This window comes from Chamaesiphon sp. OTE_75_metabat_556, assembly GCF_031378165.1.
Classification (GTDB): domain Bacteria; phylum Cyanobacteriota; class Cyanobacteriia; order Cyanobacteriales; family Chamaesiphonaceae; genus Chamaesiphon.
In genome coordinates this window covers 1-19,662 of the sequence record NZ_JANNDR010000292.1, presented here as the reverse complement: position 1 = coordinate 19,662, position 19,662 = coordinate 1, and the positions used below count along the sequence as shown (strand labels likewise).

At 45.9% G+C, this 19,662-nt stretch carries 25 protein-coding genes; 8 read left to right on the top strand and 17 right to left on the bottom strand.

The features are described from left to right. Positions 1-507: 507 nt before the first annotated feature. The 9 genes from RMO27_RS11820 to RMO27_RS11780 form a co-directional block, all read right to left on the bottom strand. Positions 508-717, bottom strand: coding sequence for a hypothetical protein (locus tag RMO27_RS11820; protein WP_309732646.1), 210 nt, complete (start codon positions 715-717; stop codon positions 508-510). Positions 718-787: 70 nt separating this feature from the next. Beyond that, on the bottom strand, positions 788-991 hold the full coding sequence (locus tag RMO27_RS11815) for a hypothetical protein (protein WP_309732645.1): 204 nt from the start codon (positions 989-991) through the stop codon (positions 788-790). Positions 992-1,044: 53 nt separating this feature from the next. Then, entirely contained in the window at positions 1,045-1,263 is a 219-nt protein-coding gene (locus RMO27_RS11810) for a hypothetical protein (RefSeq protein WP_309732643.1), read from the bottom strand. A gap of 206 nt (positions 1,264-1,469) precedes the next feature. Beyond that, positions 1,470-1,640 carry a hypothetical protein gene (locus tag RMO27_RS11805; protein ID WP_309732639.1) on the bottom strand — a complete coding sequence of 57 codons (171 nt, stop codon included), beginning with the start codon at positions 1,638-1,640 and terminating at the stop codon, positions 1,470-1,472. 124 nt (positions 1,641-1,764) lie between these two features. Continuing rightward, positions 1,765-1,944: a hypothetical protein gene (locus RMO27_RS11800; RefSeq protein ID WP_309732636.1), complete on the bottom strand. Its 180-nt coding sequence runs from the start codon at positions 1,942-1,944 to the stop codon at positions 1,765-1,767. 177 nt (positions 1,945-2,121) lie between these two features. Then, entirely contained in the window at positions 2,122-3,225 is a 1,104-nt protein-coding gene (locus RMO27_RS11795) for a T3SS effector HopA1 family protein (protein ID WP_309732634.1), read from the bottom strand. 27 nt (positions 3,226-3,252) lie between these two features. Next, a complete protein-coding gene (locus tag RMO27_RS11790) occupies positions 3,253-4,407 on the bottom strand; it encodes a phosphotransferase (protein WP_309732632.1) in 1,155 nt (384 codons plus the stop codon). A 70-nt stretch (positions 4,408-4,477) separates the two neighbouring features. Beyond that, the gene (locus RMO27_RS11785) at positions 4,478-5,611 is read right to left on the bottom strand and encodes an MFS transporter (RefSeq protein WP_309732631.1); all 1,134 of its coding nucleotides are present in this window, start codon (positions 5,609-5,611) and stop codon (positions 4,478-4,480) included. Between the two features lie 104 nt (positions 5,612-5,715). Continuing rightward, positions 5,716-6,396: a DUF4439 domain-containing protein gene (locus RMO27_RS11780; protein WP_309732627.1), complete on the bottom strand. Its 681-nt coding sequence runs from the start codon at positions 6,394-6,396 to the stop codon at positions 5,716-5,718. 180 nt (positions 6,397-6,576) lie between these two features. On the opposite strand from RMO27_RS11780, the gene RMO27_RS11775 reads away from it, so the two are divergent. After that, positions 6,577-7,134, top strand: coding sequence for a sigma-70 family RNA polymerase sigma factor (locus RMO27_RS11775; RefSeq protein WP_309732624.1), 558 nt, complete (start codon positions 6,577-6,579; stop codon positions 7,132-7,134). A gap of 54 nt (positions 7,135-7,188) precedes the next feature. Beyond that, entirely contained in the window at positions 7,189-7,797 is a 609-nt protein-coding gene (locus RMO27_RS11770) for a cupin domain-containing protein (RefSeq protein ID WP_309732617.1), read from the top strand. Positions 7,798-7,891: 94 nt separating this feature from the next. Here RMO27_RS11770 and RMO27_RS11765 read toward each other — a convergent pair whose 3' ends face one another. The 3 genes from RMO27_RS11765 to RMO27_RS11755 all read right to left on the bottom strand — a co-directional run bounded on the left by RMO27_RS11765 (position 7,892) and on the right by RMO27_RS11755 (position 11,067). After that, the gene (locus tag RMO27_RS11765) at positions 7,892-8,611 is read right to left on the bottom strand and encodes a protein phosphatase 2C domain-containing protein (RefSeq protein ID WP_309732615.1); all 720 of its coding nucleotides are present in this window, start codon (positions 8,609-8,611) and stop codon (positions 7,892-7,894) included. A gap of 209 nt (positions 8,612-8,820) precedes the next feature. Then, positions 8,821-10,542, bottom strand: a complete 1,722-nt coding sequence (locus RMO27_RS11760) for an AarF/ABC1/UbiB kinase family protein (protein ID WP_309732647.1) — start codon at positions 10,540-10,542, stop codon at positions 8,821-8,823. Between the two features lie 210 nt (positions 10,543-10,752). After that, a complete protein-coding gene (locus RMO27_RS11755) occupies positions 10,753-11,067 on the bottom strand; it encodes a DUF6825 family protein (protein ID WP_309732611.1) in 315 nt (104 codons plus the stop codon). 267 nt (positions 11,068-11,334) lie between these two features. On the opposite strand from RMO27_RS11755, the gene RMO27_RS11750 reads away from it, so the two are divergent. Next, positions 11,335-11,874, top strand: a complete 540-nt coding sequence (locus tag RMO27_RS11750; RefSeq protein WP_309732608.1) for an NADPH-dependent FMN reductase — start codon at positions 11,335-11,337, stop codon at positions 11,872-11,874. A gap of 32 nt (positions 11,875-11,906) precedes the next feature. On the opposite strand, the gene RMO27_RS11745 is transcribed toward RMO27_RS11750, so the two are convergent. The 5 genes from RMO27_RS11745 to RMO27_RS11725 form a co-directional block, all read right to left on the bottom strand. Then, complete coding sequence (locus RMO27_RS11745; protein ID WP_309732604.1) at positions 11,907-12,125, bottom strand: DUF4327 family protein; 219 nt, start codon at positions 12,123-12,125, stop codon at positions 11,907-11,909. A 282-nt stretch (positions 12,126-12,407) separates the two neighbouring features. Beyond that, on the bottom strand, positions 12,408-12,887 hold the full coding sequence (locus tag RMO27_RS11740) for a divergent PAP2 family protein (RefSeq protein WP_309732602.1): 480 nt from the start codon (positions 12,885-12,887) through the stop codon (positions 12,408-12,410). Between the two features lie 106 nt (positions 12,888-12,993). Then, positions 12,994-13,911, bottom strand: a complete 918-nt coding sequence (crtE, locus tag RMO27_RS11735) for a geranylgeranyl diphosphate synthase CrtE (protein WP_309732600.1) — start codon at positions 13,909-13,911, stop codon at positions 12,994-12,996. Between the two features lie 142 nt (positions 13,912-14,053). Beyond that, positions 14,054-14,758 carry an SEC59/DGK1/VTE5 family protein gene (locus RMO27_RS11730; RefSeq protein ID WP_309732598.1) on the bottom strand — a complete coding sequence of 235 codons (705 nt, stop codon included), beginning with the start codon at positions 14,756-14,758 and terminating at the stop codon, positions 14,054-14,056. 80 nt (positions 14,759-14,838) lie between these two features. Beyond that, the gene (locus RMO27_RS11725) at positions 14,839-16,044 is read right to left on the bottom strand and encodes an RNA-guided endonuclease InsQ/TnpB family protein (protein WP_396133676.1); all 1,206 of its coding nucleotides are present in this window, start codon (positions 16,042-16,044) and stop codon (positions 14,839-14,841) included. A 138-nt stretch (positions 16,045-16,182) separates the two neighbouring features. Between RMO27_RS11725 and yidD the strand changes: the two genes are divergently transcribed. From yidD to RMO27_RS11700, 5 genes are all read left to right on the top strand, one after another. Next, positions 16,183-16,413, top strand: coding sequence for a membrane protein insertion efficiency factor YidD (gene yidD, locus RMO27_RS11720; RefSeq protein WP_309732592.1), 231 nt, complete (start codon positions 16,183-16,185; stop codon positions 16,411-16,413). 9 nt (positions 16,414-16,422) lie between these two features. Further along, positions 16,423-17,130, top strand: a complete 708-nt coding sequence (locus RMO27_RS11715; RefSeq protein WP_309732589.1) for a M15 family metallopeptidase — start codon at positions 16,423-16,425, stop codon at positions 17,128-17,130. A gap of 149 nt (positions 17,131-17,279) precedes the next feature. Further along, positions 17,280-17,648 carry a DUF3110 domain-containing protein gene (locus RMO27_RS11710; protein WP_309732587.1) on the top strand — a complete coding sequence of 123 codons (369 nt, stop codon included), beginning with the start codon at positions 17,280-17,282 and terminating at the stop codon, positions 17,646-17,648. Between the two features lie 42 nt (positions 17,649-17,690). Beyond that, positions 17,691-19,082, top strand: coding sequence for a 3' terminal RNA ribose 2'-O-methyltransferase Hen1 (locus RMO27_RS11705; protein ID WP_309732582.1), 1,392 nt, complete (start codon positions 17,691-17,693; stop codon positions 19,080-19,082). A 27-nt stretch (positions 19,083-19,109) separates the two neighbouring features. Further along, a complete protein-coding gene (locus RMO27_RS11700; RefSeq protein ID WP_309732581.1) occupies positions 19,110-19,622 on the top strand; it encodes a GrpB family protein in 513 nt (170 codons plus the stop codon). Positions 19,623-19,662: the final 40 nt, after the last annotated feature.

The following is a 19,662-nucleotide window of genomic DNA, read 5'->3' as shown; positions in this document are numbered from 1 at the left end:
TCCTGAATCGCTATATGCTGTCAAATCTTTTACTGTGATGTTGGCCATTTGATTGTATTCCTAATAAACTAGTTTTGTTTTTAATGGTAGATTGTTACTTGCATTTAATCCCATGTGTGAATGATAGCTTCTTGGCATCTTGATGTCTACAACTTTACTTGTGCTTGTTGGCAGTTAATAAACACAATTTTAATCCCTTGATAATCTTAAATTGTAGATTGTTCTTGGTTTATTGAATCGAATCTAATTAGATCCACTCTGAATGTGCATGAAACTATCTATCTAAAACTGCGACTGTCGTCTTCTTTTGTGTTTACATTTCGGCGATTATAATAATCTTAATACTTTAAGAGCTTAAAAGACTTTCCAAGCTATATTTTTTCGATCTCCATCACAAAAAACTCACCTTTTACAATTTCCGCAATCGGAATAAAAGGTGAGCAGTTATAATTTGTAAATATTTACAACAATCTTCTATCTGGTATCTACTCGATTTTGATTGTTCAGCTATGCTTGTGGACGGGCTGGAGCACAACTATATATGACAATAATGGGTAGAGTATTGGGACGAAGTTTAACCGGATTATTACCCCCACAACCGCCTTGAATATCGAGTTGACGATCAGACAAATCTAGCATGAAGCTTTCAGTATCGTTAAATAGATCGGCACCGATGATACTATGTTTTGCCAAATTTTCTACTATGATGTTAGCCATTTTGTATTTCCTAATTAACTTGTGTTATTTTCACGATCGAACTAATTTTTATGGTTCGATGCATAATGCGTTAGGGAAGGTTGAAAATAGGTGGAGTAGGCACAGGAATTTTCTCAATCGCGGTCATGGGTGGTGTCGGCAGAAGCTCTTTACCTCCTCCATATAGAGCGAGTTCATGTTCAGACAATTCTTGCATGAAGCTCTCTGAGTCACTAAATAGATCCATTCCAGCGATCTTGTGTCCTGTTAAGTCTTCTAATTTGATATTAGCCATCTTTTATTTCCTAATTAGCTTGTGTTATTTTCTCGATCGATAATTGATGGTTACTAGCAGAAAATCTCAACTAGTTGGCCGTTCACCAGCGTAAGGCAAAAATTACCTGGTTCAAGAGTCGGTATGATATCTAGTGACTTTTTCAAATAAAGTCCCCCTTGCAAGCATAGTTCACCTGCCGATAATTCTCGAACAAAGCTTTCTGTATCATCGACTAAATCTGTACTAGCTGCATTGTCTTCTAACAAATCTTTAACTTTAATCTTAGCCATTTGTTTTCTGATTAACCTAAGTTGTTTGCGATCGAATTAAATTTTTCTAGAGCTGTAATTAGATTATATTCTTTTGATATTATCGACGTCTAGAGCAATCGCTATATCTGTAGATAGATAATTAATCTAATTTTAGTCCTTTTTGAATTTTTTGAGGTTTTACGCCGATCGATCAGCCGAGATAATCCACATTAAATTACTGTCTATCAATCGGGGACAAATGTGATGATAATTGGAGATAAAGGAGTACCCAAACCTCCATGTAAGTTGTTGAGTTCGGATTCAGATAATTCTTGCATGAAGCTCTCTGGATCTTTAAAGAGGTCAGCTCCGACAATAGTGCCGTCTGTGAGGTTCTGTACTTTGATATTAGCCATGCTACTTTACTTCTCCTTAACTTAAGTTAATTTAATTTGAGGTTAGATCGAACTAGAAACAACCAAATCTAGTTCGATTTTAATTAGTTGTGATGGAATAGCAACTTTTAATTAAAAAAATGCCTTAAACATAGTGAATTCGAGACGCATCAACAGTGGGGCGATAAACAGTCCGTTCGTAACCACCACCTTGTAGATCGAGTTCATCGTCAGATAAATCTTGAATAAAACTCTCTAAGTCGTTAAATAGATCGAATCCAGCAATCCTGGATTGTGTTAAGTCTTTAACTTGGATGTTAGCCATGTTGAGGTTCTCCTAGTATATGTTCGGTTTGATGCTAGCCACTTAATTTAGTTCCTATTTGCTCATAGATTATCTCGATCGACAATTAAATCCTAACCCTAAAAAATCTCAACATGGATGATATTGATCGAACCCAAGGGATGATAATTAAGCTAGTTTTAATCCTTTTTAGCTAAATCAGCCAAAGGCAAGATAAATATTTTCAGAATCACTATTGAGATATGGGTGTTGTAAATCAATGCCCACCTTAGAGAACTGTACTAAAATCGCGTTCATTCTTTCAGTACTTGCATCCTTGCCCTCATCGAATGCCGTCAGTAATCCATCCGCCACAATTTGACAGCGATTCATCCCAAAGCTTTCTCGCTCGGAAAACTTCAGATCGGGTTCTTCCGCCAGCCCTAATCCCATCGCTAGTTGCTTGGTAAATAGTGGGATGTGCGGTAAGAAATAAGATTGGTGCTGTGTGTAGACAAGATTTAAAATGCCAGAGACAGTAGCATAATCTCGTTTGTCAAAATACAAAACTCCCGCATCAAACCGTTGATAATCTTGAGGATTATACAAAACCTTAAAACTAAAGATTATTTTTGACTCATTTAACATCTGTGTCAGACTATTCATCACCGCGATCGCGCCATCCGCAGTTAAACTGAAATAAATTCGCACCAATGTATCTGCTGCTTGCTGACGATTGAATCCGAGATCGCCCACCGCCATGTAAAAGCCATTCTGCATCATATTTTTAGGCAGCTTAATCGCAACTACATCGCCTACCGCTGCTTGCTGCTGTGCGGCTGTCAGATGCTGTGCTCGATCGATATACAGCCTTAAGCCACCCTTCTTTACCACCAAGCTGCGATCTTCTGCTGCTTTCAAGATCGTCCAATCTGGATCGAAATAACCCGTTCCATAGTTACTCTCGTGCAACCGTTGGAAAAATGTCATATCGATACCCATCAATGTGCTATTTTCCAGATCTAACTGCCTGGAATGTTCTGGGGCATCCACAGCCAGCGCACTTCGCATCGAACCATTATAGTAAATGCCATAGATAAAGCTGCGTAATTGTAAGCTTAAAAACTTTCGTTTTACCTGTGCTGGCATCTGCTGAAATCTTGCCACCGCCTCTATTGGAATTTCAAAAGGCTGGTAATCGGGATGATGGATCGAGAAATTATCCCGAATTTCTACATTTTGGGCAATATCTTTTAGCACAGTCATTAATTCTAGATGAGTGCTGGGATCGGAATTAGTTGAAAGCGAATTTAGTGCGGGCATAACTTTGTGATTAGAGGGAATTTTATATTACGATCGAGCCGAAATAAGTACTTCTGGTGTGAAATCCAGTGTTCCAAATACCGTCGGCATCGATCGATCGGGATGACATAATAATGATTTAGCTACCTGCAATTGGGCGATACCACTATTCCCCAATGTTTTTTGATACTGAATTCCCGCTTGAATACCCTGAAGCAAACCCAATCCGGCAAACTGGACTACCCGTTGCAAAAAATCGGGTCGATCGATTAAAATTGTCGGAAAACTCTGTAAATATGTCCGGGTTAGAGCCGCAATCGATGGTTGGATGCGATCGAGCGGAGTTATTGCCAAACTCAAAGATTCTTCAATTGACAATGATTTACTGACTACCAAACTACCCAGCCACATCTGTAAATAACTAGCAATTAATGTCCCCAAATCGAAAGCCGGATCGCCCCAAGCAGCACGTTCCCAATCAATAATTCTGACAATTTGACTCTCGGGCTGTTCCCACTGATTGTGAAGCAAAATATTATTGAGCTTGAGATCGTGATGAGTCAAACAACAAGCTCTCATCGCATCGCCTAGTTCTACCAATGCTTGTCCGAGACTATCGTACCGTTGATACAAAGCATAAAACTTCAACCCATCATCGGGCACAATCCCAAAAATTTCCGGCGTCAGATGCTCCAAACTGCGAATTAAAGCTGTGACAATACTAGTTTCGGACTGCTGCCGATCTTTGCCCAATGCCAAACGATAGATCGCGCGATTGTAAGTATCGCGATGAAAGGTGGCTAGCACCGTACCGATTTGTGCGGCAATGCGATCGTCAAAAGTATGTTCTTCTGTATAAAACCTCATTAAATCTTGATAGTCAGTCAGATATCGAAATACTAAAATTGAGTTATCTCGATCGAAATGTAGCAACTCTGAGATCGAAGATTTCCAGTAACTTAGTGCTGGAAAATCTTCAGCTAATTTATGGACTTGAGACTCTGCTAAAAACTCACCTGCTGCTTTGCCCACTTGGTTATGGCGTTCTTGTTTGACTAGTAGCTGCGAGTCTCGATCTATCGATAGCAATAAGTTGAAATTCTTCGCCACAACCGGCTCAATATGATTAATAATGCCATCCGATCGATAGCCCAAGTTTGCTAAATAACCAAAGACGTTAGTTTGATTTAATAAAAAGACCATAATTAACAATGAACTATAATATGTTAGTCTGAACTAGTAGAGTATTCTAAATACTCACCTCAATCCCGATTTAAAAAATGGATCGCATCGTTAGTCCTAAAAGTGCCGACGCTGCTCCCATCCCCCCAAAATAAAGACCAGTTGATAATCCTGTCTGGCGATATGGTAATCGACCCAAGCACCAGGGAATTTGAGTGACAAATAGGACGCTGAGTGCGACTCCGCCTAGTATTACGACTAAAAATGAAACGATCGTCAGATGAGAAATCGAGCTAATCACGATCGCGATCGCGAGTGAGGAAATCCCAACCGTCATCGATCGATTCAGACCCCACTTTTTAACTTTTCTCTCCAAGGGAATTGCCGCGATTGCACAAACAAATAACATTGCTGCTGCAATCTGCTCGGGAGGGATATTGAATAGATATTTGGGCAATTGTTGAGGGCAAACTCTGAGCAAAATATTAGTCACTAGTCCCGATCCAAAACCAACAACAAAATTTTGGAGCCATTGCCTAAATTGAAGATCTAGACTTTGACGTGGTACCTCTGATAATGCAGCGGCTAGAATATTAGTCGCCGGAAGATTTGGCTCTATTTTAACCATCACCTGGGGAAAATTAGACCAGAACAAGAGCGCACCGATCGTTAACATTACTGCCCCAAATAAAAACGTATTGGCAGCTCCTAATAGTTCGATGACTCGACTAAAGAGCGGCCCGATCGCCCCAATTAATCCCAAAATTAATGTGACGATCGAATTAGCTGCTGGTAATGATGCTGTCGGCGCAAACTGTCGCAATAGCGAAATTACTGGCCCCCGAAAGATAATCATGGAGATCACCCAAAAAGTCATCAAGACTGGGATAATCCAGTATAATTCTGGTGATAGATTTCCGTGCAATAATAATCCGATCGTCACAAATAATAACCCTGCTAAGGTGACGCCAACAGCGATCGCGGGGAGCCGACTGCCAGTGCGACGCAGCACCCGATCAGACATCACACCAGCTAGTGGTTCGATCGCAGCACCTAAGAAACCTTGAATGATTCCTAGACTTTCGGCAAGTCGATCGAAACCCAATTTATGCAAAATTACTGGTTGATAAAAACCATAAGCCATCCAACTCAAGACGATCGCGGATAGTAATGCTGCCACACCCCAAACTTGTCGCCAGAGTACGTGCTGATCAGTACTATTCATAGTGATAAAGAGTTCGCTAATCTGCTGACTGGCTTGATAAAATTTCCGATCTCTAGCACTAGGATAGGGATGGGGAGAATATCCAAAATCCATCCCCAATTTTGCTAGACTTTCAAGATCCAAGCCGAGCGAGTGGTGGGATTGAAAAAAGCAGCAGGGACGATCGCAATATCGACGCCTAAAGACTTGAAGGCTGCGCGAATTGCGGTAGCGTGAGCGGCTTCATTGGTACCGATGCTGGCTCCAGCAGTAATTAAAGCTGGAGTTTTGAGTTTGGCAGCTTCAAATGTATAGGCAATCGCTGCATCAGTTTCTAGAGCTAGAGCGAGTTTGGCGATATTGACATCCGAGTCGATATTGCCTTCGCCCTTGTTGATATAGGAGGAGAGATCGTAACTAGCTTCGGCTTTAACTGGCGTACCACCGAGACTGCGGATAGCACTTTTGAGGATATCTCGGTGCGCTTGATGGTCGGTGAGATTGGCACTAGCAACTGCCAAGACAGCCTTACCCACAGCAGTATTCGTCAACTTGCCAGCGGCAAAATTATATGCCCAAATTGCCTGATGCTCGTAGTAGAGTCCGTTATTTAAGACGGTAATATCATTCTTTTTAGCTCGATCGGTAGACTGACCTGGGGTGGCTGCCTCAACCAGATCGGCGACAGCCGGAATCGCAAATGCCGCAGCGATGCCTGCCACAGCACCTGTCGCTAACATGTTGCGCCGCGACAACTGCTGAGCTTGACGAGCAGCGATGTGGATGAGGGGTTCGTTAGTATCCATTTGATGGTATCTCTCTTGAATTTGGATCGACTTTCCTAGATATACGAGTGCTGTGCCAAGTTGGATCTGTCGCTCGCAAAAATTATTTCAACAATTATCTGTCAAATGGTCGATACATCAAACAGGGTTACTCATCAACTAAACTAGAGCAATACAGCAGTCCCCGTCTTTGTGCCGTTAATGTCTGAAGCCAAAAATTTACTGACACAAATCGCCCAGGGAGAGCGGCAAGCACTATCCCAGCTCTACGATCGCTATTCCCGCATCATTTACGCGATCGCCTGGAAAAGTTTAAACTCAGTAGAGGATTGCGAGGAAGTTGTTTTAGACGTATTTGCCCAAGTCTGGAAGATTGCTGATAGATTCGATGTGGATAAGGGTTCGATCGAGCAGTGGCTCTTTACCCTGGCTCGCAGCCGGATCTTGGATCGGTTACGCAAACTTCAACGACTTAATAAGGTTGTGACTGCCGCAATTGCCGATGGCAAAGAGATCGAATCTGCGACTATCAGCGTAGATCCACTTACAGCCGTAGAAATTGCTGAACGCCATCAACAAGTACTTACAGCCCTATCATGCATCCCGTCCGCCCAACGCGAAGTCATTGAGATGGCTTATTATCGCGGTCTCACTCATGCCGAAATCGCCACAGCGACTGGACTCTCACTCGGCACGGTTAAAACGCGGCTGCGGCTGGGATTGAGTAAACTAAGGGTAGGGTTTGAAAATGAATCATAAGTATCGATCGGGCACAACTAACTCAATCCTCATCCCCGCACCCCGAACTGTATCATGAACTCCGATCGTCGATGTTTTTGCGAACTGGCACCACTATATGCACTCGATCTACTAGATCTTGAAGAGCGATTGTGGGTAGAAACCCAAGTGCTGGAGTGTCCAGATTTAGCTGAGGAATTGGCCGGTTATCAAGACGCGGTAGGCTTACTGCCATATGCCGCGCCACCAATACCCATGGCCGCAGATCTCAAGGATCGATTATTCGATCGATTGGGGTTGGCGGCGATCTCCGCTGAAGCCATCTCATCACCAGGCATCTCACCAGATCCCGGCATGTTCGCGATTAGATCTGGAGATCGCCAATGGCAACCCCACCGAATGCCAGGGGTGGAAGTTGTGGTGCTCTTTGATGATGCGGTCAGCCGAATGCGCTCGCTGGTCGTCAAAGTAGCGGCGGGTGTTACTTATCCCCTGCATCAGCATCATGGGATCGAGGAGATTTATATGTTAGACGGAGAACTCGACCTCTTAGGCGAGATTTATCTAGCGGGAGACTACATTCGATCGCATCCCAATTCATGCCATGCACCATCTACCAACACTGGCTGCATGTTTTTGATTCGGGCTTGTATGGATGACGACTATAATCTGCAATCAGGATAATTGCTGTCAAGCTATTTGACGATCGCGATCATCCCCGCAATCTGGTCGTTGCCGCCGTGTTGCTTGGCGGCACTCCTATTTTAATGCTGCTAAACTATTGCATCGTTGCAATAATCACGGTGATATTGTCACTGCCGCCGTGTTGTTTGGCGGCATCGATCAGGGCTTGGGCGGCTAGTGCCTCAGTTTCAGCACGTAGATGGCTGGAAATCTCCTCGTGAGGGACTTCTTCGGTCAAGCCGTCACTACAGAGCAAGATCCGATCGCCAGAGACGATATCCTGAGTTTGAATATTAATCTGGCGCAAGTCGCGGCGACCCAGACAATGAGATAAAACGTGCCGCAGCGGGTGAACTCTCGCTTCATCAGCATTGAGTTGACCCAATTTCATCGCCCGCGCTACCCAAGTATCATCTTCGGTGATCGAGTCTAATTTGTCGCCTCGGAGCCGATAGAGCCGCGAATCGCCCACATGCGCCGACCAAACCATCTCATCGCGGAATAAAATCATCACCAGTGTAGTGCCCATATCGGCGCGCTGGGGGTGTTGCTCCTGGTCGGCGACGATCGCGTCATTCGCCCCAATCAGCGCCTGTGCCAGCAAGTTCTTGGTATCGGGTTCGCTGTCCCAATGTTGCTCTAGATAGGTATGCGCCGTCTCGATCGCGATCCGGCTGGCTTCCTCACCGCCAGCATGACCGCCCATCCCATCGGCAACTATAAAAAATCGTCCATCAGGATCGATGTGATATGCATCTTGGTTGGCACTTCTGACCATCCCTTTATCTGTAAGACCTGTGAACAGCGATTTCATAATCTCATGCCGGTAGCGATAACAATCCAAAATTTTCAAACAGACAGATGGAGCAAGTGCTAATAGTTGCAAGAGATTGCTGGCTTTGTCTCATCCCGCATCGATTGAGTTCGATGTTGGCGATCCTATAATACCCACAAATCGGTGGCAATCTTCAGGAGATTTTTACCATTCGCAGAGGCGATCGACAGTCCTAGTTGCTGCGATCTTTAGGACATCCGATCTTGCCTGTCGAGTTTCCGCACTTGCCGGAACCAAGTCACCAAGGCCACCAGGGCGAGCGCACCCACTACGCCAGCCGCGATCGTGTATTGATTGACAAATAGCATCGTAGCAGACAATGTAAAAGTCGCAACCAAGATTGCTAAATTTGTGTTTTGTTGGACGGCGGCCAGTCTGCGCAAATAGCGATCGGTTTCGCTCGAACGCACGCGGACGCGGATATCGCCGCGTTCTAACTTGTCAATCGTGTCTTCGAGGCGGCGGGGTAAGCCGAGGGCGGAAGTCCCCACCTGAGCGGCTTGTCTGCCGATTTCTGCCAGGAAGGTGTTGGCGTCGGGGGTGCTATTACCGTTAGTATTCATAATTTGGAAGGCGAAGGGCTGGGCGGCTGCCATAAAGTTGAAATCGGGATCGAGTCCTTTACCGACACCTTCGATCGTCGAAAATGCCCGCATCACGAAGGTAAAGGTGGCCGGAAACCGGAAGGGTTGTCCGTAGGCAATATCGTAGAGGTCATCGGTAATTTGGCTGATCGATTGGGCTTCGATCGGTTTGTCGAGAAAATTATCGAGCAGGTATTGGATCGATCTCCGAATCGGATCGGTATCGGCATCGGCTGCGACGGCACCGAGTCCGACTAAACCACTGACAACTCGATCGGCATTCCGGCTGGCGATTGCCAGCAAGGTATCCATCAGCTTTTCTTTGGTACCGGGGGCAATTCGTCCCATCATCCCAAAATCATAAAAGATCAATGCGCCAGTTTTGGGATCGATCGCGACATTCCCTGGATGCGGATCGGCATGAAAAAAGCCATCGGTGAGCAGTTGTTGCAGATAGGCAGTCGCACTTTGACGGGCGATCTCTTGGCGATCGAGTCCAGCGGCTTCTAGCCCTTCATAATGGCTGATTTTAATCCCTGGTAAATACTCTAAAGTCAGCGTCCGCGTCGAAGAATATCGCCAGTACACGCGAGGTACCATCACCCAGGCTTGCGATCGAAAGTTCCGGCGGAAGGTGTCGGCATTTTGACCTTCACTGATATAGTCGGTTTCTTCCCACAAGATCCGACAGCATTCGTCATAGATCCCCAGCCAATCGCGTCCGCCTTGCCCCCATTTGGGATGATTTTGGAAGTATTTAGCAATCCCCCGCAGGATTTCGAGATCGATCGTAAATAATTTTTGCAGTCCCGGACGTTGGACTTTGACGACGACGGCTTCGCCGGTATGCAACTTAGCCAGATGCACTTGACCCAAACTGGCGGCAGCTAGCGGCAGCGGCTCGAAACTCGCAAATAGTTCGGGAATGGTTTTGCCGAGATCCCGCTCGACAATCTCTTCAACCTGGGCATACCCAAAAGCTGGTACCCGATCTTGCAACTTGGAAAGTTCTTCGACATATTCGACCGGAAATAAGTCGGCACGGGTCGAGAATAGCTGCCCTAACTTAATGAAAGTCGGCCCTAATTCCAAAAATGTATCCCGAATCCAAATCGCCTGTTTGCGACGCCTAGCAGCCTGCTTGGCCTCAGTATAGCCACCAACATAGCTCCACTTCTTGCCATCGATCCAGGAGCCATTTAAGAAGGTGATAAAAAATGACCAGATGTCAAATTTGCGCCGTCGCTTGGAATAATTTGTCCGATTCCAACGATAGGCGCGATTGTCGGTGTCGATACTAGGTACAAGTGTCACAATTGGGGGCATGGAGATAACGGACGACGCTGACACAGTAGCTGCAGATGGTAAAGACAATCCTGGGTGTACCTCGACTGAGCCATCGATCCCAGCCTGACGATGCGGCACGAGTGGACTCTCAGCTTGAGGATCGCCCTGGGGCGGCAGGTAAGGTTCGGATATAGCAGTCACAGAATTTAGGGTGGTTAGTTGGCGTGCTTAGTCTCTGGCCATTCGGGATTAACTTTGATGGCGATGTCTTTGAATTTCGGCTCTGAGTCTAGCAATTTCGGCTCTGAGGTCGTCGATTGTTTCTTGGACATCGACGCGCCGGCCATCTGCGGATACTGTCGTAGTGTTCCCACCCGCTGCCGCAGTCTCTCGTGCTGCCCGCTCGATTACTTCTTGGGCGAACTGACGAAGTTTTTCACCCTGTTCGGCATTGATTCTTCCCAGCTCGCTCAGGGTATAGGTTACTGTCTCGCCGAGTTTGTCATTAAGGCTCTGGGCTAGGGCACGACCGACAAAAAAACTATTCAGTACGGGTTTGGTCATAGGAATCGGTGGCTGCGATTAATTGGGCGTCCGTAAAGAATTATAACGCGTCGAATGTGGCGGTTGGGGCTATCGATCGGTCTAAATTAATTGATAATTGATAGTTGATAGTTGATAATTGGGGTTTTTAAGATGGAAATGCAATCGTGCCGATCGCACCTTTGAGCACTTGCTTTAAACTCTTGCTATTCGGTAACTTTCAGTTAGCGATCGATATTAAGATGATAAAGATTGAGTCTGGGCAACATCAGTTAGGGGCGATCGATCGTGGTCAAAATTTTGGCAATCTCTGGGAGTCTACGAGCTAATTCTAGTAATACATCAATCTTGCGGGCGATCGTGGGATTGGTGCCTGATCGCGTCCAGATGTCTATCTACCCAAGTATTGGCGATCTCCCCCATTTTAATCCCGAACTTGATGACGATCGCGCGCTACAATCGGTGCGAGATTGGCGCGATCGATTGCAAGCCGCCGATGGTATCCTATTTTGTCCGCCCGAATCCGCACATGGCATCCCTGGGGTACTTAAAAATGCCCTCGACTGGATTGTATCTTCCGGCGAGTTCATGCACAAACCTACAGCCGTCATCAGCGCATCGCCAGCCCCAGACGGCGGCTCAAAAGCCAATGCCGCCCTCGTCCAAACCTTGCGAGTGATGATGGCAGCTATCCCCGCAGGTGCAATCCTCTGTATTCCGGCTGTCTCAGCAAAATTGACCGATCGCCATGAAATCAGCGATCCGCAAACAGCTAGCTCACTGCAATCGTTACTCGCAACCTTGGTCGCCACCATCGATTTTAAATAGCTAACTATCAACTATCAACTATCAATTATCAATTATTCTTCGTCCCAAGCTTCAACTTCGAGCAACTCGCTGACGGGATCTTGGATCGTGAAACCGAAGTCTAGCAATTCATTTTTCCAGTGTTGCCATTTGTCACCGTAGAGAAAGGCAATTTTCCAGATGCGATCGCTCGGACTGAGAATCTTGGATGCTACCAAAGATTCGACTTGACGTTGCATTTTCACCATCGGGTGAAGGACTTGCTGGGTCATAGATAAAGATTTAATTGTTGGAATGCTTAAAATTGAAATTTACTTCTCGCTGGCTGCCTAATTCTCTCTCGGCTCTTACAAGCTGCGCTGGAAGTTTGCTCCTACACTTGTACCGCATCAGGCGGAACTTGTCAAATTTTATTATAGCCGATTTTCCAGTCTTGCGCAGCTAGATTGAGGAGATCGCCACGATCGCGATCGCTGTTCGAGTGCAGATCATCACAGTAATTATCTCTGCTGGAATCGATCGACACTAAACGATCTGTCAACTCCTGGTTGTAATTATTGAAGTCCGGTAAATAGCCAATTAATGGCCACCCCCAAGACCGAACCCGCAATCACTTGGACGGGTGTATGTCCTAATAATTCCTTGAGTTTGACCTCATTAAATTTATGATCTTCAGAAAATAATTCCTCGATCATTTGATTGAGAATCCGCGCTTGTTTGCCGGCGGCTTGTCGGACGCCAGCCGCATCATACATCACTACGATCGCAAAAATTGTCGCGATCGCAAACTCTGGACTCTGCCAACCCAAGCTTTCACCGACACCAGCAGCCAGAGCGGTAACTAATGCCGAATGCGCGCTGGGCATCCCGCCAGTAGTAGTTAAGACTTTGACGCTAAATTTGCCATTTTGGATGACATCGATAATCAGCTTGAGTACCTGCGCGATCAAGCAAGCAGCAACCGCCACTAGGAGAATCCGGTTATCCAGAATCTGAGCGATATTGTTAACGATCGGGGCTGTTTGACTAACCACACAAGTGACCTAAAATGAGGGGGAAACTGGAGCAATCGAGTAATCTATGGGCGAGCAGTTGTTCATTGTTAAACCAGATAGTAGATCGATATCCCTAGTGGTTAGATTAATTTTTGCGATCGGTAATATAGTCAGCTAGTGCTTGGAGCGGCTGGGCGCGATCGCCAAACTCATTCAAAATAGTTTTAGCTTCAGCTACTAGTTTATCAGCTTGACGTTTGGATTCTGCCAATCCCCAGAGTTTGGGGTAGGTGGCTTTTTGAGCTTCGAGATCTTTGCCGGCGGTTTTGCCCAGTTCGGCTTGGGTGGCGGTAATATCGAGAATATCATCGATAATCTGGAACGCCAATCCGATATTGTGAGCAAATTTAGCCAGTTTTTCGATCTCTGCTGCAGTGGCACCAGCCAGGATGGCTCCACAGACGACACAAGCTTTGAGCAGAGCACCAGTTTTATGATTGTGGATGTAGGTGAGTGTCTCTACCGAAATATCTGGCTTGCCTTCTGATTCGAGATCGACGACTTGTCCGCCGACTAAACCATTGGCACCAACAGCTCTAGCTAAATGCGCGATCGCTTGCAGCACCTTGTCAGCACTCACTCCGTGAGTCTGAGTGGCAATATACTCGAACGCATAAGCCAATAATCCATCGCCAGCGAGGATGGCAATATCTTCGCCATAGACTTTATGATTTGTCAGCTTACCTCGCCGATAATCATCATTATCCATCGCGGGTAAATCGTCGTGGATCAGCGACATGGTATGTACCATTTCGAGCGCGCACGCCATCGGCATCACCAAATCTGCACTACCGCCAATCAGTTCGCAACTCGCAATGCATAGCATCGGGCGGAGCCGCTTACCACCAGCAAGTAATGAGTACCGCATCGCCTCATAGATGGTGTCTGGGTAGCCAGGACGAATGGCTGCGTCTAAGGCTGCCTCAATCTGGGGCTGACGCTCGGCGAGATAAGCAGCCAGATCGAAGGTAATAGTCGAGGAGATTTCCTGGTTACTAGTCATTACGTGCGCTAGAAGATGAAGAGACAATCTATACAGATCTTGTCTCAACTATTTTACGAGGGATTGGGTCTTTTTAGGGGATAGGGGTTAGGGTAAATTGATAGGTAAATATCTCAAACTGGCAGCAGCCGATAGTAGATTTCTACAGATGTGAACACCCGTTGAGAAATCGATCGACTAAAAAGGCTAAACCCGCGCTACTCAAAGGCACTGTGAGATTATCCAAACCCCATTGGGCGATCGATTCGACACCTGTGGCGACAATTGCTACCGGAATTCCCACTACCCAGGTTTGCCAAATATTACCATTGACATTCAGGAGCACGATCGAGACGATCGCATAACTCACCACTAGCATTGTCAATGTCCCTTCCCAGCTTTTGGTATTGCCGAAGATCGTGTAGGGATGTTTGCCAAATCGCTGCCCGATAATCGCGGCCAAACCGTCGCCCCACGCCATAATCAAAATCCCAATCACCCCAAATTGTGGTAGATTCAAAGGCCAAAATATGGCCGTGGCAACTCCAATACTCACCGCATAAAAAAATGTCCCCAAACTCTTGCGCCCGACACTATTTACCCCTGGTAAAATGGGTAAGCGATAAGAAACCAGCGTAATTATCCCCGCCAATACCCCCGAAGTTATTCCCACCCAAGCGGGTAAGTCGAGCAACCACGCAATGATAATTACATTACCTGTACCGATATGGACGACTTTGCGAACTTGTTCGGGATTGGTATCTGTATAGCGATGTAAAAGTTCGGAAATTAGCACGATCGCCCCAACATATACTGGCACTGTGGCAATCCGCAACCAGAGACTAAAATCGGCGAAAAGTGTTTGCATTGGCACCAAATTGGCAGGAAATCGAACTAAAGATATGATGTCGTAAGCATACCACCGAATAGAATTCGGGGGATTTAGCCTCAAAGCAAAGCGACTGGAAAGAGGTCAAGCTGACCTTCTAACCTGCAACTAAACCCTGGACTTTCGGGAGAACTTACGGATCTCCCCAAGGCAGCGATATTACACGCAGCATTTATATCCGCATCATGCTCCAATCCACAGTGTCCACAATTAAATTTCTTCCCATGCCGATAAGACTTTGGTCTTGTCACACTTCCATGAGCGTTTTCCCCGCTCGGAGTGCGCCGCTTCTTGTCGGTTTCGGGGTGAACGTGTCCACATCTAGAGCAACTTTTCGAGGTGTAAGCAGGTGGAACAAATACCACTCGAACACCAGCTACGATCGCCTTGTAAGCAACAAAAACTCTCAGTTGATAGAACGCCCAATTATTGGTTCTACGCCGCTCAGTTTTGTTTCTAGGCAGTTGATTCAAGCTTTGTCTGATGTTAGTCAGATCCTCAAAAGCCAGTGTTGCATCAAGCTGTTTTGCTTCCCGAACAAGTTGCTTACTGATATTGTGATTGAGCCATTTTTGATACCTAGTTTCTCGGCCTTGAAGCCTTCTCATCAAGCGACGTGCCGAACGAGTGCGTTTGCTTTGAATGTTGGCTCTAGTCTTGCTATAACTGTCTCTAGTGGCTTGAATATGTTTACCACTCCAAGATGCGCCAGTACTGGTAGTAGCGATGTCAGTACGACCGAGATCGACTCCAATTACCTTGGGTGTTTTACCCGTTGGTTCAGACTCAATCTCAACAACAATGTTGATAAAGTAGTCGCCCTGTCTGGTCTTATTGAGAGTTGCACTAGTCGGAGTTTGACCTCGAAGCAATGCAATTTGATACCCGCCAATTTTAAGTGGCACGTTAAATCGACCACTTATCAAAGTTATACCAGCGACTTGTTTAGACTCGTCATACTTAAATGTTCGAGCATCCAAACTAATCGAGCTTGGTCTAAACTTATGAATCTGTTTAACTACTTTGGCGTTACCAACTACTCGTCTAATCGCTTGACAGACGTGATTGGCTTTCAATCCTGTAGACAATCGCACCGGATGGTAAACAAGGTGATGCAACTTAGTCACATTCCAACATTTAGCATCTTTGGCTGTTGTCAAAATCTGGTTACAAGCATTTGCAAATCCCTCAAGTGTACGGTCAATTTCTCGCCGCAACTCTTGATGGACTATCAGCTTGCATTTTACAGATATAGATTGAGTCATAGCCTAATTGTAACTCATCCATACTAGTGATGCAACTAGTACTAAGCTCAAGAAGCATTCGGGCGGTTAAAACCGCTTGAATCGTCGTTCCTCCGCGCGATGAATCGACGCGGTTTCCCGACATCCCACTATTTTCTGATGAAACATAGCCTGATTCGATCGATCCGCATTTATCGACGATTTATCTCCCCCCTCTTCCCCCCTAGCTGTCGCTTTACCCCCACTTGCTCGCAATACGCCCTCGACGCGATCGATCGTTTTGGCGCACTGCATGGTAGCTATCTAGCCACCATGCGCATCTGTCGCTGTCACCCCTTCCACCCCGGCGGCTACGATCCCGTCCCTGAAAACCTCAAACCTAAAACCTAAAGCCACATCATGAAACCCTACCGCCCAGTCCCGATCTCAGAATGCAGCGAACCACTAGTCGCAATTCCCTTAGAATTATTTGCGATCGAAACACCCCATCCGTATATCAAATGTGGGGCAGATTATCATGGTAAATCGCCTTATTATCTCCGTAAAGGGGTACTCGATCGCGTCATTAAAGCACAAGCCGGATTGCAACAAATACAGCCGGGATGGCAGATCCAAATTTTTGATGCTTATCGTCCGGTGGAGGTGCAACAGTATATGGTGGATTATACTTTTCACCAGACAATCGCCAGTCGTAACTTGGATTTAGCCAAACTCTCCGATCTGCAACAGCAGCAAATTTGGCAAGACGTGTATACAATTTGGGCGATTCCCAGCTGCGATCCCAAGACACCACCACCGCACAGTACCGGAGCGGCGATCGATATTACCCTCGTCGATGAGCGTGGTAATCTAGTAGATATGGGTTCGCCGATCGATGAAATGTCCGATCGATCGCTCCCTGAATATTTTGCTAACTGTCAAGATCCAGTGGAGCAACAATATCACCATCATCGCCAACTCTTGTGTCAAATTATGACTGATGTGGGCTTTGCCCGTCACCCAGCCGAATGGTGGCATTTTTCGATCGGCGATCAGCTATGGGCATGGTTGCGCGATCGCCACAACTCTGAGCCAACGACGTCAGCTTATTATGGCAGAGTGATGTAGCCGATTCGATCGAGCCATAACTGAATAGTAAGCACGATTCAAAGTTTTCCGAGATCCCCAACGCCCAATTCCAGCTTATGATGGGGCAAGCTAGCGATTATTCAGTGAATAGTCTTAGACTAGGTAACAAATAACAAACCACAAATTCCATGAGTGTTTTTGTCTTATTATTTAATGCGCGAACTGATAATGAGGGGATTTATTCCACTCAGGTTGGCGATCGCAATGTCATTCTCATGTTCGAGCAAGAGGATGATGCCGTGCGGTATGCCGATCAATTGGAAGCGGAAGATTTTCCCAAGCCGACGGTAGAAGGGATCGATCCTGAAGAAATCGAAGAATTTTGTCAAGATTCTGACTATGACTGCATCCTGGTGACTGCGGAAATGTTGGTAACGCCGCCCTCGCAGCATTTAGAAGAAACAGATTGGCAACCAGAGGGGCGCAAGCAAGCTCAGACAGCAGAGGATGAGATCGATCTCGAAGCCATGCGCCGCCGCCTAGAACGCCTATTATAGCTACAGTAGAGATAGATTCGGCTAGATTAAGATGCGATCGCGATGCTCCTGACTATTTCTACTACTCATCAACCCGCTACCGACTTGGGCTATTTGTTGTTCAAACATCCCGATAAGTGTCAGGCGTTTAATCTCTCCTTTGGTACCGCCCAAGTCTTTTATCCCGAAGCTAGCGATATCAAATGTACTGCGGCAATGGTATTAGATATCAATCCCGTAGATCTAGCTAGAGGTAAGGCTGGCGCAAAAAGACAGACATTAGCAGCATACGTCAGCGATCGACCTTATGCGGCATCATCGTTCCTAAGCGTCGCGATTTCCCAAGTATTTCGGACGGCGATGACAGGTAGATGCGAGCAAAAGCCAGATTTAGCCGATACGCCAATTCCTTTAGTCGCCAAGATTCCAGTTTTACCCAGTCGGGGGCGAGAAGGCTTTCTGAGGGGTTTATTTGAGCCGTTAGGTTATCAAGTTAATGTGCGTCGATTAGCACTCGATGAAGCTTTTTCTGATTGGGGTAACAGCTCTTATTTTGATGTCGAACTCACTCACACGATTAAGTTGTGCGATTTGCTCTCGCACCTGCATGTGATGATTCCGGTGTTGGATGATGACAAGCATTATTATGTCAACGAAGATGAGATCGAAAAGTTGCTCCGTCACGGTGAAGGCTGGCTGAGTACGCATCCCCTTAAGGAAGAAATTACCAGTCGCTATCTCAAACGTCAACGGGGTTTGACTCGCGATGCGTTGGCACAAATTGCGATCGAAGAAGTAATTGAAGAAACACCAGATCGCGAAACGTCCGAAGACATCATCGAAAAGCCAATCAGTCTCAATCAGCAACGGATGGAAACTGTCGTCGCTGCATTAAAAGCCAACGGTGTCCAAAAGATTGTCGATTTGGGATGTGGTGAAGGAAAGCTACTCAAACTATTATTAAAAGAGCCAACTTTTCAAGAGATTTTGGGGATGGATGTCACTTATAAATCTTTAGAATTTGCTCAAGAGCGCGTCCTCGATAAATTACCCACGCATCAAAAAGGACGCTTGCAATTAATTCAAGGATCGCTCAATTATCGCGATGCTAGAATTGCAGGTTACGACGCGGCAACAGTTATTGAAGTCATCGAACATATGGAACTCGATCGACTCCAAGCCTTCGAGCGGGTATTATTTGAATTTGCCAGACCAAAAATCGCGATCGTCACAACCCCAAATATCGAATATAATGTCAACTTTGAAAATCTCCCCGTAGGTAAATTACGCCATCCCGATCATCGGTTTGAGTGGACGAGAGCTGAGTTTCAAAGTTGGGCACAATTAATTAGCGATCGATATCAGTATAGTGTGGAATTTGGCTCGATCGGTGATGTCGATCCAGATCTTGGTTCGCCGACACAAATGGCAATATTCAAGACAATCGTCTCCTAGATATTTGCGGTTAAACGATCTAAAGCCATGACTAGAAAAGTAGAAGTCGTTCCACACAATCGCCATTGGCAGAGTTTATTTACAGATGAATCACAACAACTATCGATCGCCTGTGGAGACAATGCGATCGCGATTCATCATATTGGTAGTACGGCGATCGAAACTATCTATGCTAAACCGATTATCGATATCTTAATTGAGGTCAAAGATCTTAATAAAGTTGACGATCGAAATATGGCAATCGAATCATTAGGATATATAGCAATGGGCGAATTTGGAATTCCATGTCGTCGTTTCTTTCGGAAGGATGATAACAGTGGAATCAGAACCCATCACATTCATACCTTTGAAGTTGGTTTGCCACAGATAGCTCGTCATCTCGCTTTTCGAGATTACTTGAGATCTCATCCCGAAGCCGCACAACAATACAGCCAATTGAAGCAAAAACTCGCCCAACAATACCCAGCCGATATTGAGGGATATATGGATGGTAAAGCTGAGTTCATCAAAGAGATCGACAACCAAGCCTCAACGCTATGAGCTTCGCCACCGTTTCGTTCTTCAATCTTTCTCCGCTCCC

Excerpts from the sequence above, each read along its gene's own strand:
- RMO27_RS11820 (WP_309732646.1), bottom strand. The coding sequence starts at position 717 with ATGGCTAACATCATAGTAGAAAATTTGGCAAAACATAGTATCATCGGT.
- RMO27_RS11815 (WP_309732645.1), bottom strand. The coding sequence starts at position 991 with ATGGCTAATATCAAATTAGAAGACTTAACAGGACACAAGATCGCTGGA.
- RMO27_RS11810 (WP_309732643.1), bottom strand. The coding sequence starts at position 1,263 with ATGGCTAAGATTAAAGTTAAAGATTTGTTAGAAGACAATGCAGCTAGT.
- RMO27_RS11805 (WP_309732639.1), bottom strand. The coding sequence starts at position 1,640 with ATGGCTAATATCAAAGTACAGAACCTCACAGACGGCACTATTGTCGGA.
- RMO27_RS11800 (WP_309732636.1), bottom strand. The coding sequence starts at position 1,944 with ATGGCTAACATCCAAGTTAAAGACTTAACACAATCCAGGATTGCTGGA.
- RMO27_RS11795 (WP_309732634.1), bottom strand. The coding sequence starts at position 3,225 with ATGCCCGCACTAAATTCGCTTTCAACTAATTCCGATCCCAGCACTCAT.
- RMO27_RS11790 (WP_309732632.1), bottom strand. The coding sequence starts at position 4,407 with ATGGTCTTTTTATTAAATCAAACTAACGTCTTTGGTTATTTAGCAAAC.
- RMO27_RS11785 (WP_309732631.1), bottom strand. The coding sequence starts at position 5,611 with ATGAATAGTACTGATCAGCACGTACTCTGGCGACAAGTTTGGGGTGTG.
- RMO27_RS11780 (WP_309732627.1), bottom strand. The coding sequence starts at position 6,396 with ATGGATACTAACGAACCCCTCATCCACATCGCTGCTCGTCAAGCTCAG.
- RMO27_RS11775 (WP_309732624.1), top strand. The coding sequence starts at position 6,577 with ATGTCTGAAGCCAAAAATTTACTGACACAAATCGCCCAGGGAGAGCGG.
- RMO27_RS11770 (WP_309732617.1), top strand. The coding sequence starts at position 7,189 with ATGAACTCCGATCGTCGATGTTTTTGCGAACTGGCACCACTATATGCA.
- RMO27_RS11765 (WP_309732615.1), bottom strand. The coding sequence starts at position 8,611 with ATGAAATCGCTGTTCACAGGTCTTACAGATAAAGGGATGGTCAGAAGT.
- RMO27_RS11760 (WP_309732647.1), bottom strand. The coding sequence starts at position 10,542 with ATGCCCCCAATTGTGACACTTGTACCTAGTATCGACACCGACAATCGC.
- RMO27_RS11755 (WP_309732611.1), bottom strand. The coding sequence starts at position 11,067 with ATGACCAAACCCGTACTGAATAGTTTTTTTGTCGGTCGTGCCCTAGCC.
- RMO27_RS11745 (WP_309732604.1), bottom strand. The coding sequence starts at position 12,125 with ATGACCCAGCAAGTCCTTCACCCGATGGTGAAAATGCAACGTCAAGTC.
- crtE (WP_309732600.1), bottom strand. The coding sequence starts at position 13,911 with ATGACTAGTAACCAGGAAATCTCCTCGACTATTACCTTCGATCTGGCT.
- RMO27_RS11730 (WP_309732598.1), bottom strand. The coding sequence starts at position 14,758 with ATGCAAACACTTTTCGCCGATTTTAGTCTCTGGTTGCGGATTGCCACA.
- RMO27_RS11725 (WP_396133676.1), bottom strand. The coding sequence starts at position 16,044 with ATGACTCAATCTATATCTGTAAAATGCAAGCTGATAGTCCATCAAGAG.
- yidD (WP_309732592.1), top strand. The coding sequence starts at position 16,183 with ATGAAACATAGCCTGATTCGATCGATCCGCATTTATCGACGATTTATC.
- RMO27_RS11715 (WP_309732589.1), top strand. The coding sequence starts at position 16,423 with ATGAAACCCTACCGCCCAGTCCCGATCTCAGAATGCAGCGAACCACTA.
- RMO27_RS11710 (WP_309732587.1), top strand. The coding sequence starts at position 17,280 with ATGAGTGTTTTTGTCTTATTATTTAATGCGCGAACTGATAATGAGGGG.
- RMO27_RS11705 (WP_309732582.1), top strand. The coding sequence starts at position 17,691 with ATGCTCCTGACTATTTCTACTACTCATCAACCCGCTACCGACTTGGGC.
- RMO27_RS11700 (WP_309732581.1), top strand. The coding sequence starts at position 19,110 with ATGACTAGAAAAGTAGAAGTCGTTCCACACAATCGCCATTGGCAGAGT.